Raw genomic sequence first — 18,714 nt, 5'->3', positions numbered from 1 at the left:
CATGAGCTCGATCGATCTGTCGCGTTACGAGGCCGATCTCGCCGCCGCCGAGGCCGAGGTGAAGCGGATCCGGGGTGAGAACGCGAAGCTCGCGGACACGTTCCGCGGCGCCCCGAAGGAGGCGTCGCGCGAGCACCTCCGCCGCGGCGCGGCGTCGCTCGCCGCCGCGAAGGAGCGCGCGGAGGCCGCGCGCGTGGCGCTCCGGATCGCGCAGGAGACCGGCTCGCCGTACGGGCTGCTCGCGCGCGAGGGCCGCGTCGTGGGCACGGTCGCCGTGGCCATCCCCGTCGGCACGCCGAGCGCCGATCGCGCCCGGCTCATCGACGAGGCGCTCGGGGCCGAGCTCACCTCCGCGGCGAGCGCGCTCGGGGTGGTGCTCGCCGCCCCCGCGGAGCGCTACACCCGCGAGCGCCCCGGGCGCGACCCCGACGGGCGCACCCTCCTCGACGTCGCCGGACACGTGGAGGGCGACGTGCTGATGCCCGCCGTCTCCAGGGCCGCGAAGGGCGCGCGCGGGCGCTGAGCGCGCGCCACCCGATCGCGCGCCGCCCGATCGCGTGGCGCTGGGCCGCCGCGCTCACGCCTTGAACGCGTCGACGATCGCGGCGGCGCGCTCCTCGACGCGCGCGCGGAGCGGGGCGAAGCGCGCGTCCGACCGCGCGCGCTCGAGCACCGCGCAGCGCTGCATCCAGAGGGCGTCGAAGAGCCCCGCGTCCACCGCGGCGGCGAGGGCGCCGAAGAGCGCCTCGTCGTCGCCGACGAAGGCGAGGGTCTCGGCGTACATCTGGAAGAAGAGCGGGCGGAGCCGGCTGCCCGGCTCGGAGCCCTCCGCCTTCGAGCGCAGGAAGGCCCGCTGCTCGTCCGTGAGCCGCGAGGTCGCGAGCACGTCGCGGTAGACGCGCGCGTACTGGATCGGGACGGTCTCCGCCGCGAGCAGCAGGTCGTCGATCGAGAACGGGCGGCTCCGCCACAGCCCGAAGCGCGCGCGCATCACCGCCTTGTGGAAGCGGTCCGACGGATCCTCGGTCGGCAGATCGAGCAGCGCGGAGACCGCCGCCCAGTCGCCGAGCAGCGCGCGGCCGCGCGCGAGCTCCCAGCGCGGCAAGAGCTCGCTCGGGTCGAGCGACAGCGCCGTCTCCAGCCGGAAGATCGCCTCCTCGACGAGCCCCGCCTCCATGAGGATGCGGCCGAGCAGCTCGTGCGCCCTGGCGAGGCTCGGCGCGCACGAGAGCGCCCTGCGCAGCGCCGGCACGGCGCCGACCGGGTCGCACGCGCTGAAGCGGACCGTCGCGAGGGCCACCCACGGCTCGCCGTGCGCGGGCGACAGCGCGATCGCCCGCTCGGCCGCCTGCTGCGCCTTCGCGAGCTGGGCCCTGCCGTCGCCCCGCGCCGCGAGCAGCCGCGCGGTCGCGACCGCGTAGCCGGACAGGAGCGTCGGGTCGTTCGGCGAGAACGCGAGCGCCTCCTCGAAGAGCGCCACGGCCGGCGCCGCGTCGCCGTACCAGAGCCGCCGGAGCTGGTGGCGCGCCCGGAGGTACAGATCGACCGCGCGCGGATCGCCCGACGCGTCGCGCTCGCGGCTGGCGACGTCGACGGTGAGCGCCGCGGCGATGGCGCGCGCCGCGTCGTCGCTCACGTCGAGCAGCGCCTCGGCCGAGCTGTCGAACCGCTTCGCCCAGAGCTGGAAGCCGTCCTCGACGCTGATGACGCGGGCGGTGACGCGCACGCCGCCCGGCGCCGAGCGCGACCCCGGCCGCGACCCTGGCGCCGCCCGGAGGCCGCGCGACGCGTCCTGCGCCGGACCGCCACCGGTGCGGCGGATGGATCCCTCGACCACGACCTGCACGTCGAGCTCGCGGCCGACGTCCCTGGGGTCGCGGCCGTCGAGCGGCACCCGGGCGACCGCGGCGCGCGGCCGCACCTTGAGGCCGGCGGTCATCGACAGGGTGTCGGTCAGGTCCTCGGTGAACCCGTCGGCGAGGTACTCGTCGTCCGGCGCGCCGGCGTTGCGGAACGGGAGCACGGCGACCGTCTTGAGCGCCGGCGTGAGCGAGGACCTCGGCGTCGTGGGCGAAGACCTCGGCGTGGGCACCGGCGTGAACGAAGGCACCAGCGTGGGCGAAGACCCCCTCGGCGCGGGCGCCGGCGTCGACGAAGGCACCAGCATGGGCGAAGACCCCCTCGGCGCGGGCGCCGGCGTGGCCGCCGAGCCCCTCGGCGTGGGCGACGGCGTGGGCGCCGAGCCCGTCGGCGTGAGCGAAGCCCCCCTCGGCGTGGGCGAAGTCCCCCTCGGCGTGGGCGTCGGCGTCGGGGCGGCCAGCGTGGGGGACATCGACCGCGGCGGCGCCTTGCCCGCGCCCGAGGCCGCGGCGACCCGGGTCACGCTCCCCTCGATCGGCTGCGGCGCCGTCGGCGCGCTCGTGACCGCGGTCGGGGCCGAGCCGCCGGCCAGCGACGGGACGGGGAAGAGGGCCGGGCCCGCCTGCGCGCCCGCATGCGGGGAGATCGATACGCGCGAGCGCGCGAGCAGGAGCGCGCGGTGGGCCTCCGCCGCGCTCCCGTACCGGTCCTCGCGCTTCATCGCCATGCACCGCAGGACGACGTCCGCGACGGCGAGCGGCACGTCGGGGCGGAGCGCGCGCGGATCCGGCGGGGGGGACGTCAGCCTGGCCATGGCGGCCGCGATCGCGCCAGCGCCCGGCCAGGCGCGCCGATGGGTCAGGCACTCGAAGAGGATCATGCCGAGCGCATAGATGTCGGTGCGGGCGTCGATGTCCGGCTCGCCCGTGAGCTGCTCCGGCGACATGTACGCGGGCGACCCGAGCACGAAGCCCGACGTCTGGCCGGCGCCCGACCCGGCCGAGGCGCGGGCGATGCCGAAGTCGGTGATGACGACCCGACCGCCCCTGTCGAGCAGGACGTTCTCGGGCTTGAGGTCGCGGTGCACGACGCCGGCCGCGTGCGCGGCGCCGAGCCCGTCGCACAGGGCGCAGCCGATGCCGATGACCTGCTGCACCGGCATGGGGCCGGTGCGCCCCAGCACGCTGTGCAGCGACTCGCCGTCGACGCACTCCATCGTGAGGAACTTCTCGCCCTCGTGGTCGCCGAAGTCGAACGTCCGCGCCACGTTCCTGTGGGTCACGCGGCGCGCGAGCTTCACCTCCTGCCGGAAGCGCTCGAGCATCCCGACGGACTCGGCGACATCGCGCCGGAGCATCTTGAGCGCGACCACCTCGTCGAGCTCGGTGTCGCGCACGCGGTACACGCTCCCCATCCCGCCGGTGCCGAGCAGGCCGAGGATCTCGTAACGCCCGGCGATGCGCTGCGGCGCGGAGGCGAACCCGGAGCCATGGCCGCGCTCGCTGCGCGACTCGGTGCGGGGCGTCGGCTCCAGCGCCGGTAGTCGCCTGTCGCTCACACGCCCAGTGTACCCGGCCCCGAGGGAAGAAGTCAGCGCGCCCTGGCCGCTGGACAGAAAACACGAAATCCCATCATTCAGCTCACCTGTCCACACCTCCTTCCTGCTTTCGCTCCCGCGGTCGGTCCGTTATATGTACGCGCCTCTCAGGTGGGCGAATGCAACATCGCACCAAGCATGAGCCGTCGTCCGCGCTGCTGGAGATCCGCCTCGATCCGGGCGAGTCGCTGCTCGCGGAGGCGGGCGCGATGGTCGCCCGGTCGCCGGGCCTCTCCACGGCGGTCCGGCTCAACGCGGGCCGCGGGGCCGGGTTCTTCGGCCGGCTGAAGGCGCTCGTCATCGCGCTCTTGCGCAAGTTCGCGGGCGGCGAGACGTTCTTCGTGAACCACATCGCGGCGCCCGAGGCCGGGTGGGTGTGGCTCGCCCCGCCGCTCGGCGGGCGCGTCCTGCACGTCCCCGTCCGAGGAGAGGCCGTGCTCTTCAGCGCGGGCTCCTACCTCGCGAGCGCGGGAGACCTCGACGTCAAGGTGCGCTGGGGTGGGCTGCGCGCGGTCCTCGCGCGCGAGAGCCTCTTCTTCATCGAGGCCTCCGGCGTCGGCGATCTCTGGATCGCGAGCCACGGCGCCGTCGAGGAGCTCGTCTGCGATGGCTCGCTCGTCGTGGACAGCGAGCACCTCGTCGGGTTCGACGCGTCGCTCACGCTCAAGCTCAGGAGCCCCGGCGGCGGGCTCACGGGCCTCATGGTCTCCGGCGAGGGCGTCGTGTGCGAGCTCGCCGGCCGCGGCCGCGTGCTCGTCCAGGCGCGCAGCCCGGGCGCGCTCGTGGGCTGGCTCTCTCCCCTCCTCCCCCCCTGAACGAGCGACGGAGACGCCCGATGCACGTGAATCTCCTCCACCGTCCGTTGCACGCCCTGGCGCAGTGCTGGCTCGATCCGGGCGAGCGCGTGATCGCCGAGAGCGGCGCGCTCGTGGGCATGTCGACCAACGTGCGCGTGGAGACGCAGTCGGGCGGCATCATGTCGGGGCTGAAGCGGATGCTCGCCGGAGAGTCGTTCTATCGAAACACGTTCACCGCGGAGGGCGGGCGCGGAGAGGTGCTGTTCGCGACGCCACTCCCCGGGGACATGGCGGTGCTCGAGGTGGGCGACGCGCAGTGGTGTGTCCAGAGCAGCGCCTACGTCGCCTCGACCCCGGGGGTCGCGGTGAGCGCGCGCTCGGGCGGGCTGCGCGGCGTCTTCTCGGGAGCGGGGCTGTTCGCCCTGGAGACGGCGGGAGAGGGGCAGATGATCCTCGGCGCCTTCGGCGCCCTCGAGCGGGTCCCGGTGGAGGGCCACGTCGTCGTCGACACCGGCCATCTGGCAGCGTGGGAGTCGACGCTCTCGTGCCGGATCGGCAAGAGCACCTCGACGTGGCTCGGCTCGTGGCTGTCGGGCGAGGGCCTGGTCTGTCACGTCGAGGGGCGCGGCAGCCTGTGGATCCAGTCGCGCAGCGCCGGGCGGTACGGCGCGGCCGTCGGCCCGCGGCTCGCGCCGCGGCAACCTTGAGCGATCCGGAGGCCCCCGTGCGCGACGAGATCCGAAACAACCCTGACTCCGGTGTCCTCCACGTGACGTTCGAGCGCGCCGGCGAGCAGATCATCGCCGAGAGCGGCGCGCTCCTCGCGCGCGACACGGCCATCGACATGAAGACGAGCCTGCACGGCGGGCTCGTCAGCGCGCTCAAGCGCAAGGTGACGGCCGGAGAGAGCCTGTTCCAGAACACGTTCACGGCGACGGCGCCCATGCAGTCGATGCGCCTCGCCCCGGCGCCGGAGGGCGCGATCGAGCGCATCGTCCTGCGCTCGGGCATGGAGGTGTTCCTCCAGTCGGGCGCCTATCTCGCCTCGACCGCCGGCATCGCGTTCGACACGAAGTGGCAGGGGGCCAAGGGCTTCTTCGCCGGCGGCCTGTCGCTGCTCCGGGCCTATGGCGACGGCCTGATCTGGATCTCGAGCTACGGCGGTATCCACACGATCGACGTCGGCCGCGAGCACCCGGGATACCTCTGTGACAACACACACCTGCTCGCGTTCACCGAGGGGCTGCGGTATCAGGTGCGCAAGCTCGCCGGCCTCAAGGGCCTGTTCCTGTCCGGCGAGGGGCTCGTCTGCGAGTTCCAGGGGCACGGGCGGATCTGGCTGCAGACCCGGAACCCGGCGGCGCTCTCGGCGTTCCTCCACCCGTTCCGGCCGGTGGGCGGGGGCCATTAGCGCGATCGCCGGCGAGCTCGACCGTCGGATCCGGGCCGCTCGCGACGTCCGACCGACAGCGCCTGGACCGCGGGGCGGCAGGGCGCCCGGGCCGAGGGATCGGGCCGGCGGCGGCGGCGCCGTGGCGCGGGCGGGCGCGCCCGGGTCGTCGGGCCGGTGCGCCGGTTCCTGCCAGCGGCGTGCGCCTGCGCGCCGTCCGGTCGCTCGGGGCTCGCGGGGCGCCCGGTCGAGGCCGGTGCGCTGTCATTGCGTTCCCGGAGGCGGACTCGCTAAAGTAGTCCGGCCTCACCGAGGAGGCTCGAACGGCGAGCGGTGGATGCCTCCGGTCCACGGCAGGGAGCTCGCGAGGCGAGCCTGGCTCTGCCTGAATGCCCCGAACCCGCTATGTGGAAGCTGACGATCGAGGACGACGAGGGGAAACAGACGGGGCTCCCCCTCGCCCATGAGGAGTATGCGCTCGGGCGCGGAGAGTCGAACTCGATCCGGCTGACCGATCGCAACGTCTCGCGCCGTCACGCGACGCTGGCCAAGAACGGCCAGGGCTGGGTCATCCGGGATCTCGACAGCTACAACGGCACGTACGTCAACGGCGTGCGCGTCCACGGCGAGCAGCACCTGCGCCACGGCGACCTGGTGCAGCTCGGCGACTACCGCATCGAGATCGTCGACGAGGCGCTCTCGTCCGCCGTGACGAGCCCGACGCCGCCGCCCGGCAGCCGCAGCACGGCGCACCTGCCGCTCCACACCCGGCCCAACCGGCTCGTGATGGTCGTGGGCCCGACGCCGGGCGCGGAGTTCCCGCTCGACGGCGAGCGCTTCACGATCGGGCGCTCCGAGGACGCGACGATCTCCATCAACCACAGCTCGGTGAGCCGCCTGCACGCGGAGCTCATCAGCCTCGGCAGCGGCCGCTACGAGGTGGTCGACAAGCAGAGCGCCAATGGCGTGCGCATCAACGGCGTCGAGCTCAAGCGCGGCCTGCTCGAGGCGGGCGACGCGATCGAGCTCGGCGACGTGCGCCTCCGCTTCGTCGGCGCGGGCAAGATCTTCCGCGCCGGGCCCGACGGCGCGCCCGGCCTCGGCGCCGCGCCCGGCGCGTACGGGGGCGTGGCGTCGTCGCAGCGGACGCCCTCCGGCGGGCTCGGCGGGGTGAGCAAGGTGATGGGGATCTTCCTGGCCGTCGTGGTGCTCCTCGCCATCGTCGCGCTCGTGGTCACGCGCGTCCGGTCGCGCGGGGCGGCGGCGCAGCCGGAGGCGGCGCCCGCGGCCACGGCGGCGTCCGGCGACGACGCGCGCCTGCTCGCGGCGGCGCACGAGCGCTTCCTGGCCGGGGACGTCGACGACGCGCACAGGAAGCTGCAGCAGATCGCCGAGACGGCCCCGCTCCGCGAGGCGCAGCACTTCAAGGACATCGAGCGGGCGATCGAGGAGCGCTGGGCCGAGGGGATGTTCCAGCGGGTCGAGCGGGCCGAGACGGACGCCGAGAAGCTCGCGCTGCTCAACGAGATCGCCAAGACGACGAGCGTGCCGGCGAGGCTCCGCGAGAAGGTCGCCGAGATGCGGCGGGAGATCGACCCCGACGCGCCGGCCGAGCCGCCGCCCGCGCCGCACGACGGCCCGCCGTCGTTCGCGGCCGCGCAGCCGGCGCACCCCGCGCAGCCCGCGCCGGCGCCGGCGCCGCCGGCGGCCTCGGCGACCGCGGCGGCCTCGGCGGCCAGGCCCGCGGAGACGGGCGCGGTGCCGGTGAGCGCTCCTCTGGACTCGAGCTCGTACCCGGCGCAGCGGAGGGTGCTCGAGCCGAAGGTCTGGGGCGGCAAGGCGTCGATCAGCGAGATCAGGCTGCTGCGCGCGATTTGCATCCACCAGGGCGATGCGGTCTGCCGCGACAGGGCCACCGCGCTCCTCGAGAAGCGCCAGCCCTGACGGGCGCGCACGCCTGGGCGCCGCTATCCTCGCCGCGCGCATGACCTCGACCTCTCCCGGCAACCCCCGCGAGCCGCTGGCGCGCGGCGACAGCGATCCCCGCGAGCCGGCGGCGCACGGCGGCAGCGACATCCGCGAGCCGCCGGCGCGCGGCGACAGCGACGCGCCCCCCGGGGCGAGCGCGGCCCCCGCGGCCGGGGCGGCCTCGGGCTCGCCGCCGCGCAACGGGCTCACCTCGCCCGCGGCCGCGGCGATGGCGACGCTCCTCTTGCTCGTGCTCTTGCCCTACGCGCACCCGGGCCTGTGGCGGCTCCAGCTCCTCACGCCGCTGCCCGAGGGCGAGGGGCTCGTCGTGGCCGCGCCGCCCGCGCCCGCGGCGTCCGTCGGCGAGACGGCGCTCGTCGCGGAGACCACCGAGCAGGCCGAGCTGCGCCTGCCCGAGGAGGTCGCGCTGCCCGAGGCCGCCGCGGAGCTGATGCCGGCCGCGGTCGCGCTCGAGGGCAAGCCGCCGCGCCCGATCGAGGACCCGAGCGGCCGCGCGATGACGCCGTTCTTCCGCGCGCTCGCCGCGGTGGAGCGCGGGACGCCGGGGTCGATCGCGCGCATCACGTACTTCGGCGACTCCATCGTCGCGAGCGACTTCGTGACGGCGACGCTGCGGCGCAAGCTGCAGAAGCGGTTCGGCGACGCGGGCCACGGCTTCATGCTGATGGCCAACGCCTGGCCGGGGTATTTCCACAACGACGTGGTGCGCTACGCCACGCGGGGCTGGCAGGTGAGCCGCGTGGTGGGCCCGTACGCCAAGGACGGGCTCTACGGGCTCGGCGGCGTGTCGTTCCGCTCGGAGTACACGGGCGTGCTCTCGCGCTTTGCGACCGCGAAGACGGGGAGCTTCGGCCGCGCGGTCTCGCGCTTCTCGGTCGACTACCTGAGGCACCCCGAGGGCGGCCGGATGGAGATCAAGATCGACGGGGAGACCCGGGAGATGATCGACACGCGGGCCGACCAGACGAGCGCGGTGATCGCGACGTACGAGGTGCCGGACGGGCCGCACGAGCTCGAGGTGCGGGCGCACGGCCCGGGGGTGCGGGCGTTCGGGGTGTGGATGGAGCGGGACACGCCGGGGGTCGTGCTCGACGCGATCGGCATCCAGGGCTGCCGCATCCGCTTCCTCGACAAGAGCGATGACGCCCATTTCGCCGAGCAGCTCCGCGCCCGGAGCCCGTCGCTGACGGTGTTCCAGTACGGCATGAACGAGAGCGAGGACGGCGAGCTGTTCCCGCTGGATCAGGTCGAGTCGACGATGAAGGCGGTGCTCGATCAGGTGAGAGCGGCGCTGCCGGAGTCGTCGTGCTTGCTGGTCGGCCCGATGGATCGCGCGGACAAGAAGGGTGAGGGATACCGGAGCCGCCCTGTGATCCCGAAGCTCTCGGCGATCCAGCGCCGGGTGGCCGGGCAGGTGGGCTGCGGGTATTTCGATACGTTCGGCGCGATGGGCGGGTCCGGGTCGATGGGGATCTGGGCGAGGCGGGGGCTCGGAGGGGCGGATCTGGCGCACCCTTCGGGGGCGGGGGCCGAGGTCATCGGGCGGTGGCTCTACCTGGCGCTGATGGAGGCGTACGAGGGGTGGAAGGCGGAGACGGGGCGGCCTTGAGGGGATCACCGGGGGTGGCTGCCCCCGGCGGTCACCAGCGTGCACGTCCACGTCAACGTCTGAGCATCCATCACATCTCGCCTAACCTCGCGAAATTACCCGCATTTAGCCCAAGGGCAAAGTCCAATCAGAGGGCTTGAGCGAGATGTGACGGATGATGAGACGTTTACGTTTACGTGGGTGGGCGTTGGGGGGCTTCGGGCGCTGAGCGCGACCGAACAAGCTTGGTCAACACCGAGGCGGGAGACGGGAGCCTGTGCCGCCCATGGGCGGCCCTGGTTCCATGGGAGAAGGAACCACCGAGGCCCAGAGGACAGCGGTTCTTCGCGCTCTCCTCTGCGTCCGCTGGGCCCCGGTGGTTCAAATTCTTCCCCCCCACGAAACCAGGGACGAGCTTGGGCGACAACGTACTAGCCCGGCGGGGTGCCGCGGCCGCGGATCAGGGGGAGGTACACCTCGTCGACGATCTCGACGAGCACGCTGTCGGGCACGTGCGGCACGCCGCGCGTGATGAACTCGTTGCGCAGCAGGACGACGGCCACCGTCGCGACGCGCGGGTGCAGGGCCTCGGGCGTCGCCTCGCCGCGCGCGACCGCGCGGCCGAGGATCGTGAGCCACACCGCGCTGCCGCCGTCGCTCGACGCGTCCTGCAGCTCCTTCAGCAGCTCCGGCTCGCCGCCGAGCCCTGCCAGCAGGCCGCGGAGCACGTCGCCGAGCGGTGAGGACCACTGCCGGTTCGCCCGCCGCAGCAGCTCGAGCACATCGGCGCGCAACGAGCCGGTGTCGGGCAGCTCCGCGCTGCCCTCGGCGAACTGCCGGTACGCGGCGACGGCGAGCGCGGCTCGGCTCGGCCACCGACGGTAGATGGCGTTCTTGTTCGTCCCCGCCCGCTTCGCGACCCGGTCCATCGTCAGCCCGGGGAAGCCAACCTCGGCGAGCTCCTCGGCCGCGGCGCGCAGGATCGCCTGCTCCAGGACCACGCCACGCCGCCGTTCAGCCACCACCGCGGTCACCCGCCTTCTGACACGTGAGTCATACCGCCTTGCGCACACGCCGAAACGATTTAAGGTACGCTCAGTACCTTAACCGGAGCGACGACCTTGCGAGCCTACGGCATTTGCTACGACACCGGCTTCCTCAACAAGGGCAACAGCACCCACGAGCCGTTCGAGCCCGACCGCGTGAGGCGGGACATGCGGGTCCTCCGCGCCGACCTGCACTGCACCGCGGTCCGCATCACCGGCGGCGACGTGGACCGGCTGAAGATCGCCGCCACCCACGCCGCCGCGGCGGGCCTGGAGACCTGGATCTGCCCGTTCACCGCCGACCTGACCGGCGATGAGCTGCTCGCGCTCCTCGCCGAGTGCGCCGACCACGGCGAACGGCTCCGCCGCGAGGGGTCCGAGGTCGTGCTCGTCACCGGCTCGGAGCTCAGCCTGATGAACAAGGGCTTCGTGCCCGGCGAGACGTTCCTCGACCGGAGCAAGGTGCTCGCCGAGCGGGGGGCTCGGCTCCAGGAGCTGCTCGCCGCGCTCCCGGCCCGCATGAACGAGCTCCTCGCCCGGGCCGTCGCGGTGGTCCGCGGGCGGTTCGGCGGCAAGATCAGCTACGCTTCGCTCCCGTTCGAGGGCGTCGACTGGACGCCGTTCGACTACATCAGCACCGACGCCGGCTACCGGTACGCGCCGATCGCCGAGCGGTTCCCCGAGCTCATTCGCGCCTTCGTCGACCAGGGCAAAGCCAAGGGCAAGCCCGTCGTGATCACCGAGTTCGGCTGCGCGACCTACAAGGGCGCGGCCGACGCCGGCCCGCGCGGCAGCGAGATCGTCGTGTGGGACGAGGCGACCGCGACGCCGCTCGAGCTGAACGGCGAGTACCTCCGCGACGAGGCCGGGCAAGCGACCTGTCTGCGCGAGCTGCTCGAGATCTTCGAGACCGAGGGGGTCGACACCGCGTTCGTGCACGCCTTCGCCGGCTACGTCCTGCCGCACCGCCCGGACGCGCCGCGCAAGGACCTCGACCTGGCCAGCTCCGGTGTCGTGAAGGTGCTCGAGGACGGCACCTGGGAGCCCAAGGAGGCGTTCTCGATGCTCGCCGACCACTACGGCCGGAGGACCTCGACCGGCGCCGGCCCCTCGACGACCGGCGCTGCCAGCGCGACCGCAAGGCCGGAAATCAGCTCGAGTCCGGCGCCTCGTCGAGGCGATTGACGTCGATCGCCGCCCCTCCGGGCTCCACGGCGAAGAGGCGAGTCAGAAGCCTTCTTGCCGGAGGCGCTCGATCACGGCGCGGTAGAAGTCCAGGTAGCGCCAGGTGTTCCCCTCCCCCGGGCTCTGTCCGAAGAGCTGGCCGATCTCGTCGAAGTGGTCGGCCGGCACGCAGCCCCAGAAGCGCCCCCACCGGGCGTCCCGCGCGCGCACGAGGCCGTCATTCGGGAACGACTCGCCGAACCCGCCGTCGAGGATGGCCTCTGTCAGCGAGAGCAGCGGGTGCACCGGATCGAGGTCGGCGTCGAACCGCGCGACGAAGGGGGCGGGCTCGTGCGTCATGCAGTCGCGCCCCCCTTTCGCGCGGCCGGACCGGCCGCTGAAGGAGGCATAGAAGACGCCGGGCGCGTCGGTGTACTTCGTGTTGAACTCCTCGGTCCCCGGCGAGGAGAGCTGCTCGAGCGCCGCCACGACGCTCGTCTCGTTGCCTATCTGATCGTAGAGCGGCGCCCCGATGGCGTTGAGGAGGTCGTCGAGGACCTCCTGCAAGCGCTCGTGCGCGACGAGCTCGAGGGCCACGTCGGCGATCATCGAGCCCTTGTGGGGCGTCGCGAAGGTCACGACCGAGGCGACGAGATCGGGCCGCTCGTGCGCGACCACGCGGGCGTCGAGGCCCCCTTGCGAGTGGGCGATGAGGTTCACCTTCTCGTGGCCGGTCTCCGCGAGGATCTCCTCGATCCGCGCGATGAGCTGGGCGCCGCGGTAGGCCGAGCTGTTGAAGGGGTCGACGGCGGGGGTGTAGACGGTCTCGCCGCTCTCCGCGAGCGTGTGTTTGAGGTTGTAGAAATAGGTGTTGTACCCCGCGCCCGCGAAGTCCTCGTACCCGAAGAAGCCGTGGGCGAGCACGATGGGATAAGGGGGGCCGAGCCTGGCGATAGAGGGCCAGCCGCCGCTGCTGCCGCCGCCGGCGCCGGGGCCGCCGCCCGGGACATCCGGCAACCCCGTCCCTGATCCCGAGGCGGGGCCGCCGCCGACTCCCGTGATCACCTCCCCCGTGTCCCATGGCGCAAACGGCTCTTCCGCGGCGCCGCAGCCCGCGAGGAGAGCACTGGAGATCATCGCACACCCCCCGAGATGAACGGACACCCGTCGTCCTGGACGAGAGTCCTTGTGAGACTTCCACCTACGCGAACCACCCACCCGCGTCGACGAAGCAAGATCCAGCACCACCACCTCCCGCCGGAATCAGCGCAGAGTCCGCTGATGGAGACCTGGTGTCAAGCAGTGTCAGAAACTTGAACCATGGGTGCCTGTTGGCGCGTTGCGTCGCAAAAAGCGGTGTGGATGACAGGGGTGGTGAGGGTGGTGATGATGATTGCAATGCATCGCGTCGTGATGTCCGGATGCGGTGTCGGCGCATCGCGTCGTGCGGGAGGGCGTGGTGGTGACGGTGGGGTGGTGACGGTGGGGTGGTGACCGTGGGGCGATGACGGTGGGGTGGGCGGCGAGGAAGGCGTGGTGAGGAGGGGATGGCGGGCGGTGTGGCGGGGACGGCGTGGCGGGGATGGCGTGGTGGGGACGGCGTGCTGGGGACGGCGTGGTCGGGGCGGCGTGGTCGGGGCGGCGTGGCCGGGACGGTGCGGGTGGGGGGCGGCGTGGCCGGGACGGTGCGGGTGGGGATGCGATCTTTTTCTGTGCGGAGCAGCGCGCCGGCTCCGGTAGGTTCGTGGGCCATGCGATCTGTCCAGAGCTCTTTTGCGCTTGTTCTGATGACATCGGTGCTCGCTTGCGGCGGCGCCTCGCCGCCTGCGGCCTCTCCGGATCCGGTGGAGTCGGACGCCGCGGCCGCGGCGCCCGGGGGGGCGGCTGGGGAGCGGTCGGAGGAATCGAAGGAGGGTGCCGCGAAGACAGAGGAGGACGCGGCGGCCGACGCGTCGAGGCAGATTCCGACGACGTGCGAGCAGAGCGACGACATGTGCTTGCCCCCCGCGGCGTTCGTGAAGCGGCTCTGCAGCGGGTTCCACCCGGACGTGGCGCTCAGCCTCTTCGCCAAGGGGACGCCGTTCACGCGCGGGTACCTCACGCGCGATACCGAGGCGTGGAACGCCTCGGGCGGGTCGTCCTCGAACGACAAGCTGCTCTTCGACGAGGAGGTGCTGATCCTCTCCCGCCGGAAGGCCGACACGGGCGGCATGGTCGTGAGCGGCGCCGGCGGCGGATACGACGTGCTCCGGTGGGACGGGACGTGCGCGTCGCTGATGACCGAGGAGGTCCGGCTGCACGTGCCGCCGAAGCCGAAATTCGCGAAGGTCCCGTGGAAGAGCCTCGACCAGAAGACGCGCGAGGCGTTTCAGGCCGACGAGAAGGTCGGGAAGATCGTCGCGGAGCGGCGGCGAGAGTGCAAGGGCGCGACCATGGGGGCGGTCAGCTTGAAGTGCGAGAAGGTCGACAAGCAGATGGGCGCGGCGCTGGTCGAGTTCGTGCGCAACGGGGGGGCGCTGCCGACGCCGGGGCCGCTGCCGTGAGGCGGGGGGCGGCGGGGAGCGCGTGAGGCGGGAGGGGCGGCGGGGAGCGCGTGAGGCGGAGGCCGCCGTGAGGCATGAGGCGGAGGCCGCCGCCGTGAGGCATGAGGCGGAGGCCGCCGCCGTGAGGCGTGAGGCGGGGGCCGCCGCCGTGAAGCATGCGGCGGGGGGCGCTGACGGCGACGGGGCAGGCCGGAGCCTGAAGACCGGAGCCAAGGTCGCTACCGCAGGGGATCAGGGGCAGCCGGGGAAGCGCTGATGGCGCCGGACCGGGGACCGGGACCGTCCGGGACCGGGGTCACCCTGGAACCGAGGCCATCAGAAGTGAGGCGGGCGGCGCGAACAGGCAGGAGGACGCAGCCGTCGGAGCTGCTACTCCTGCTTGTCCTTGGGGGCCACGTAGTCGGGCGGGGGCTGCGCGGCCTCGGTCCCGCCGCTGAAGAAGTACTTGTCGAGCTCGGTCATCCAGATCCGCTGGCCGGCTTCCGAGATGAGGTCGAGACGGTACTCGTTGATGAGCATCTTCGAGTGCTCGAGCCACATCCGCCACGCCTCCTTCGAGACGTTCTCGAAGATACGCTTGCCCACCTCGCCCTTCAGCGGCGGCTTCTCCAGACCCTCCGCCTCGCGGCCGAGCTTCACGCAGTGGACCATCCTCGCCATGATTTGCCCGTCTCCTTTTCCTTTTCGCGGGTCTCTTAGCCGAGCCAGGGGGAGCCGTCGAGGGCGGCGGACGAGCAGACGAGGCCTGCGGCTGGCGGAGGCGGGGGCGGCGGGGAATGAGGGGCGGAGGCTGGGGGGGTGAGCGACGGACGGGGCGAGGGGCGGGGGCGGGCCGGCGTGGGGAGCGGCAGGTGCCCGGATGCGGGAGCAGGCAGAGCTTGGTCGCCAGGGAGAGGCAAGCCCGGCCGGGGTGCGGCGGCCGAGCCAGGCGGGGTGGCCGAGCAACTCGGGTAGCCGGCCAGCCCGGAGTGACCGGGCAGCCGCCGCAGCCGAGCAAGCCGGGCAAGCCGAGCCAGGTCGGGGGAGCCGGGCAAGCCAGGAAGCCAGAGAGGCGATCTGACGCGGAGGGGTTGACGGCGGCGCGGTTCCTAGCAATATTCGGTCCGTCTGAACGAACCACGAGGGGGCGATCGGCTTCGACGTGGGGACTGAAGGTTTATCTGCGTGCTGGCGGCTCCTGCTCCGCCTATCAAGCGGGACGTTACAAGTGCGAACGACAACGCATACGCTGTCGCGGCCTAAGAACCGCTAAGCCATCCGAGGAGGAGATCGTCCTGGTACTCCAAGGGTGTCAACCACAGGGCTGGGCCGCGTGAGGGTGCCCTCGATAGCGCGGCCGAGATTCAGTGAGGGATAGGTCGTGGCCGAATCCACGAACGCCGTCGCCGGCGCATGGCGACTACGCACGTGAACGAAGGTAGACTGGATGCCTTGCGGACCCGGGTTCGATTCCCGGCGCCTCCACTCAGAAGACACGGTGATCGCCGTGTTTTCTTGCTTTTGTGTGACCTGCGTGTGACCTGACAAATTTTTGGTAGGTCTGGTTTGCTGCGCAGCCGGATGTGGGCGGGACCACCGGGAACGGGCGCAGCGGGGGACGCCAGGGTACGGGACTCCCACGAGGCTCCACGACGGGCGACCGGCTGACACCAGGCCGGCGGGGCCAACCCCGGGTCCGAGCTGGCGTGCTGGCGTGCTGCGCAGCTCGAAGCCAGGCGAGCGGGCGCTACCGTCGGGCGGGAATGTAGGTACAGGTAAGGCCCCTCCCCTGCGGGGCCGCCCCCCCACCCTGCCGGCGGCCCTCTGCCGTCCGGGCTCCTCTTGACACGGGACGGCACCTCGGATGGCCTCACAGAGCGGGGTGGCGATGGGGGTAGCTGGAGCAGCGGCGAGGCTCGGAGAAACGCCTTCGGATGCATCTGCGTGCGGACGGCTGCGCCGCCGGAACCATCGCGTTACCCAGATGCGCACGCCGAAGCGTACGAACACGTCAACCAGGCCCGCAGCCAGTCTCTTGACTCAAGGCGGTTGCGTTAGGCTCGCATGCAGGCAGACGGCGCACAACGCAGTGCAACACACTCACTATCGCACCTCTCATCGCAGAAAGCAATCGCGCTCACAACCACCGGAATTGGCACATGACCAGAGATTGCCCAAAGTGCGGCCTCGTTAATCACCCATCCGCCGAACGATGCAACTGTGGCTACGACTTCCTCAGCGGGACCATGAAGCGACGGCGCTCAACGTCAAAGAAAGGCTCAAAACTACAAGGCACCGAGACCAATCTAATCTGGGGACGAAGATTTTTGCTTGGTGCGCTATACGTCCAATTCCTGCTCGCACTCGAATGGGCCATGGCGCTCGAATGGAGCATATTATTTGCTCCCATAACGGCGATACTCTACTTGGCTGGGGTGTCGAATATCGGAAAAGGACTTCGATGGTCGAGATCTGCCATGGCCCTAAACTTGGGCATCATGCTTACTCTCGCACTGCTCTGGTACATAACTGGGGCATCAAACTTCATCAGCTGGCTACAATGGTCAGGTTCTATTATTCTCGGAACCTCAGTGACTGTTCTTGTTGGCGCAGCAAATCTTGTGGCTGTGCTGCGGCTGCGGTCAAAGGCCACGAGCGCGCTTCGACGAGCCGGGCACAAAGTCGGCATCTTTGGCATCTAACAGCGCCTAACAATAGCCCGCCGACCTCGCTCGAGCGCCCGCTCGCTTGAGACAAACGGTACGCGCATTAGATTGCACGCGTGGGCAAGCTGTTGGTGCCGGACGAACTCTGGGAGCGAATCGAACCTCTATTGCCGAAGGCGGAGCCGAAGCCGCAGGGCGGCCGGCCGCGCACGCCTGATCGAATCGCCCTGACGGGGATCTTGTTCGTGCTGAAAACGGGGATTCCTTGGGAATATCTCCCGCAAGAGCTCGGCTGCAGCGGCATGACGTGCTGGCGCCGGTTGCGCGACTGGCAGCAGGCTGGCGTCTGGGGTCAGCTCCACAAGGCATTGCTGGATGAGCTCGGCGGGGCCGACAAGATCAACTGGGAGCGTGCTGCGCTGGATGCCTCGCTGGTTCCGGCAAAAAGGGGGGTGAAGAGACTGGCCCGAACCCCACAGATCGCGGCCGGCCGGGCACGAAATATCACATTTTGGTCGATCAGAATGGTATCCCGCTCGCCGTCGAGATGACGCCGGCGAACGTCCATGACTCGAAGATGTTCACGCCTATGGTGGATGCGGTACCGACGATCGCGCGGCCTTGCGGCCGACCGCGGCGCCGCCCCAAGAAACTGCACGCCGATAAGGCCTACGACGACCCGGCCCTGCGCTTGGCTTGCCATCTGCGCCACATCGTGCCCCGCATCGCTCGCAAGGGCATCGAGTCGTCGGAGAAGCTCGGCCGTTACCGCTGGGTCGTCGAACGGACGATCGCATGGCTCCGCCGCTTTCGGCGCTTGACTGTGCGGTATGAACGCCGTGCCGATATTCACCGAGCGTTCCTCCAGCTCGCCGTGTGCCTGATCTGCCTCTGCCATATCCAGGCCGGGTTTTGTTAGGCGCTCTAAGCCGAGGGACCCATTACGTTAAACACTCACACGGTGGGTATTGGCACTGCCACCTTATCGACAAAGTTCGCGCGAGCGGTGATATGGAATAACAGGCGCGTCCAAAGACTGCTGTTATCGAGCGCGCCTCGCGCGGCGGTAAACCGACAGGTCAGTAGGTTGACACGCGGCGCCAGCGCTTGAGCACGGCGGCAAGGCGGCTGCGTCCCCGGCGGAGCCGTGAGAACGCGGTCCCGATGGGCAGCCCGAGGCTCTGGGCGATTTCGCTCACCTGCTCGCCCTCACCGACGAGGATGAGCCCTGGCGCTCCCGGGGATGCACCTCCCAGAGCAGGTCCAGCAGGGCCCGCGCCTCGACCTCCGCATGGGGCGACGGCGCCTCGTGGCCGACGTGGGCCGGCGGATCCGCGGCGGCAACCCGCCCCCGTCCGACGCCACGCAACTGTCGCCCCCGTCCGGTCGATACCTCGGACATGATCGACGTAGCCGCTCCGCAGAACGCGTTCTGAAGCGTGCTTGTGGAAGGCGACCCCGTGCGTAGAGTCGCGGTGCGATGACGAAGCGACGGAGCGGGGAGGAGGGAGTCGAGATCCCGAGCCTGACAACGGCGGTGCTGACGCTGTCTGCGCCGCACGTCGCGTGGCAAGGTCGCGAGGACGCCCCCGCCCGCGCGAAGGGGCAACCGCGTCGCGCGGCCGGGCAGAAGGAGCGCGCGGGAGCAGCCGACGCCGCAGGCGTGCGGCGCCGCGAGAGCGCCGCCCTCCCGTCCGCGGAGGAGGTGGGCGGACGGCGGCCGACGCGAGGCGCGGACAAGCAGCGCGGAAGCGATGCGACCCGAAGGCCCCCCGCCAGGACGAGCTCGACGGCGGCCGGGCAAAGCGACGACAGCGCCGGCTCGACGAGCCGACGCTCCTCGGCGCGGAAAGGACGCGCGCCTGGCTCGGCCGCTCCGAACGCGACGAGCGCTGTGGGCGCGATGGAAGCGGGCGACGCGGCGCGATCAGCGAGCGCGCAGGACGAGCCGCGAGCCGGTGATCCGAGCCAGGTCCAGGTACTTCAGCCGCCCCTCGGCGATGAGGCGTTGTCGCGTCGCGACCCAGTTCTTGGGACTCAGGTCGAGGATGCGGCTGAGCGGATAACTCGGAGCCACGGTCAGGATCTCCTGCAA

13 protein-coding genes, 1 other RNA gene and 1 pseudogene are annotated in these 18,714 nt (G+C 71.5%); 10 read left to right on the top strand and 5 right to left on the bottom strand.

The window, feature by feature from the left end:
* The first annotated feature begins 1 nt into the window (after window position 1).
* Window positions 2–523, top strand: a complete 522-nt coding sequence (locus WMF31_RS09000) for a hypothetical protein (RefSeq protein ID WP_436601534.1) — start codon at window positions 2–4, stop codon at window positions 521–523.
* A gap of 54 nt (window positions 524–577) precedes the next feature.
* On the opposite strand, the gene WMF31_RS08995 is transcribed toward WMF31_RS09000, so the two are convergent.
* Entirely contained in the window at window positions 578–3,418 is a 2,841-nt protein-coding gene (locus tag WMF31_RS08995) for a protein kinase domain-containing protein (RefSeq protein WP_436601533.1), read from the bottom strand.
* 158 nt (window positions 3,419–3,576) lie between these two features.
* Here WMF31_RS08995 and WMF31_RS08990 point away from each other — a divergent pair, with 158 nt between their 5' ends.
* The 5 genes from WMF31_RS08990 (at window position 3,577) to WMF31_RS08970 (ending at window position 9,242) form a co-directional block, all read left to right on the top strand.
* A complete protein-coding gene (locus WMF31_RS08990; protein ID WP_436601532.1) occupies window positions 3,577–4,272 on the top strand; it encodes a TIGR00266 family protein in 696 nt (231 codons plus the stop codon).
* Window positions 4,273–4,292: 20 nt separating this feature from the next.
* Window positions 4,293–4,961 (top strand): TIGR00266 family protein, encoded by a 669-nt coding sequence (locus WMF31_RS08985; protein WP_436601531.1) that lies wholly within the window; start codon window positions 4,293–4,295, stop codon window positions 4,959–4,961.
* Between the two features lie 17 nt (window positions 4,962–4,978).
* Window positions 4,979–5,665 (top strand): TIGR00266 family protein, encoded by a 687-nt coding sequence (locus WMF31_RS08980; RefSeq protein ID WP_436601530.1) that lies wholly within the window; start codon window positions 4,979–4,981, stop codon window positions 5,663–5,665.
* Window positions 5,666–6,049: 384 nt separating this feature from the next.
* Window positions 6,050–7,588, top strand: a complete 1,539-nt coding sequence (locus WMF31_RS08975) for an FHA domain-containing protein (protein ID WP_436601529.1) — start codon at window positions 6,050–6,052, stop codon at window positions 7,586–7,588.
* Between the two features lie 40 nt (window positions 7,589–7,628).
* On the top strand, window positions 7,629–9,242 hold the full coding sequence (locus WMF31_RS08970; protein ID WP_436601528.1) for a GDSL-type esterase/lipase family protein: 1,614 nt from the start codon (window positions 7,629–7,631) through the stop codon (window positions 9,240–9,242).
* Between the two features lie 410 nt (window positions 9,243–9,652).
* On the opposite strand, the gene WMF31_RS08965 is transcribed toward WMF31_RS08970, so the two are convergent.
* Entirely contained in the window at window positions 9,653–10,243 is a 591-nt protein-coding gene (locus tag WMF31_RS08965) for a TetR/AcrR family transcriptional regulator (protein WP_436601527.1), read from the bottom strand.
* A gap of 99 nt (window positions 10,244–10,342) precedes the next feature.
* Here WMF31_RS08965 and WMF31_RS08960 point away from each other — a divergent pair, with 99 nt between their 5' ends.
* Window positions 10,343–11,452 (top strand): hypothetical protein, encoded by a 1,110-nt coding sequence (locus WMF31_RS08960; protein WP_436601526.1) that lies wholly within the window; start codon window positions 10,343–10,345, stop codon window positions 11,450–11,452.
* Window positions 11,453–11,494: 42 nt separating this feature from the next.
* Here the strand turns inward: WMF31_RS08960 and WMF31_RS08955 are convergent, their stop codons facing one another.
* Window positions 11,495–12,568: an esterase/lipase family protein gene (locus WMF31_RS08955; protein WP_436601525.1), complete on the bottom strand. Its 1,074-nt coding sequence runs from the start codon at window positions 12,566–12,568 to the stop codon at window positions 11,495–11,497.
* 650 nt (window positions 12,569–13,218) lie between these two features.
* On the opposite strand from WMF31_RS08955, the gene WMF31_RS08950 reads away from it, so the two are divergent.
* Window positions 13,219–13,974, top strand: coding sequence for a hypothetical protein (locus WMF31_RS08950; protein WP_436601524.1), 756 nt, complete (start codon window positions 13,219–13,221; stop codon window positions 13,972–13,974).
* A gap of 369 nt (window positions 13,975–14,343) precedes the next feature.
* On the opposite strand, the gene WMF31_RS08945 is transcribed toward WMF31_RS08950, so the two are convergent.
* Window positions 14,344–14,634, bottom strand: a complete 291-nt coding sequence (locus WMF31_RS08945) for an oxidative damage protection protein (RefSeq protein ID WP_436601523.1) — start codon at window positions 14,632–14,634, stop codon at window positions 14,344–14,346.
* A 462-nt stretch (window positions 14,635–15,096) separates the two neighbouring features.
* Between WMF31_RS08945 and ssrA the strand changes: the two genes are divergently transcribed.
* Window positions 15,097–15,441: a transfer-messenger RNA gene (gene ssrA / locus WMF31_RS08940) on the top strand.
* Between the two features lie 1,294 nt (window positions 15,442–16,735).
* A pseudogene (locus tag WMF31_RS08935) lies at window positions 16,736–17,538 on the top strand (IS5 family transposase).
* Window positions 17,539–18,546: 1,008 nt separating this feature from the next.
* Here WMF31_RS08935 and WMF31_RS08930 read toward each other — a convergent pair.
* Window positions 18,547–18,696 carry a hypothetical protein gene (locus WMF31_RS08930; protein ID WP_436601522.1) on the bottom strand — a complete coding sequence of 50 codons (150 nt, stop codon included), beginning with the start codon at window positions 18,694–18,696 and terminating at the stop codon, window positions 18,547–18,549.
* Between the last annotated feature and the right edge of the window lie 18 nt (window positions 18,697–18,714).

Source organism: Sorangium sp. So ce1036, from assembly GCF_051369805.1.
Taxonomy (GTDB): domain Bacteria; phylum Myxococcota_A; class Polyangia; order Polyangiales; family Polyangiaceae; genus Sorangium; species Sorangium cellulosum_F.
The sequence above is the reverse complement of the archived record's forward strand: the minus strand, read 5'-3'. Positions and strand labels throughout refer to the sequence as shown.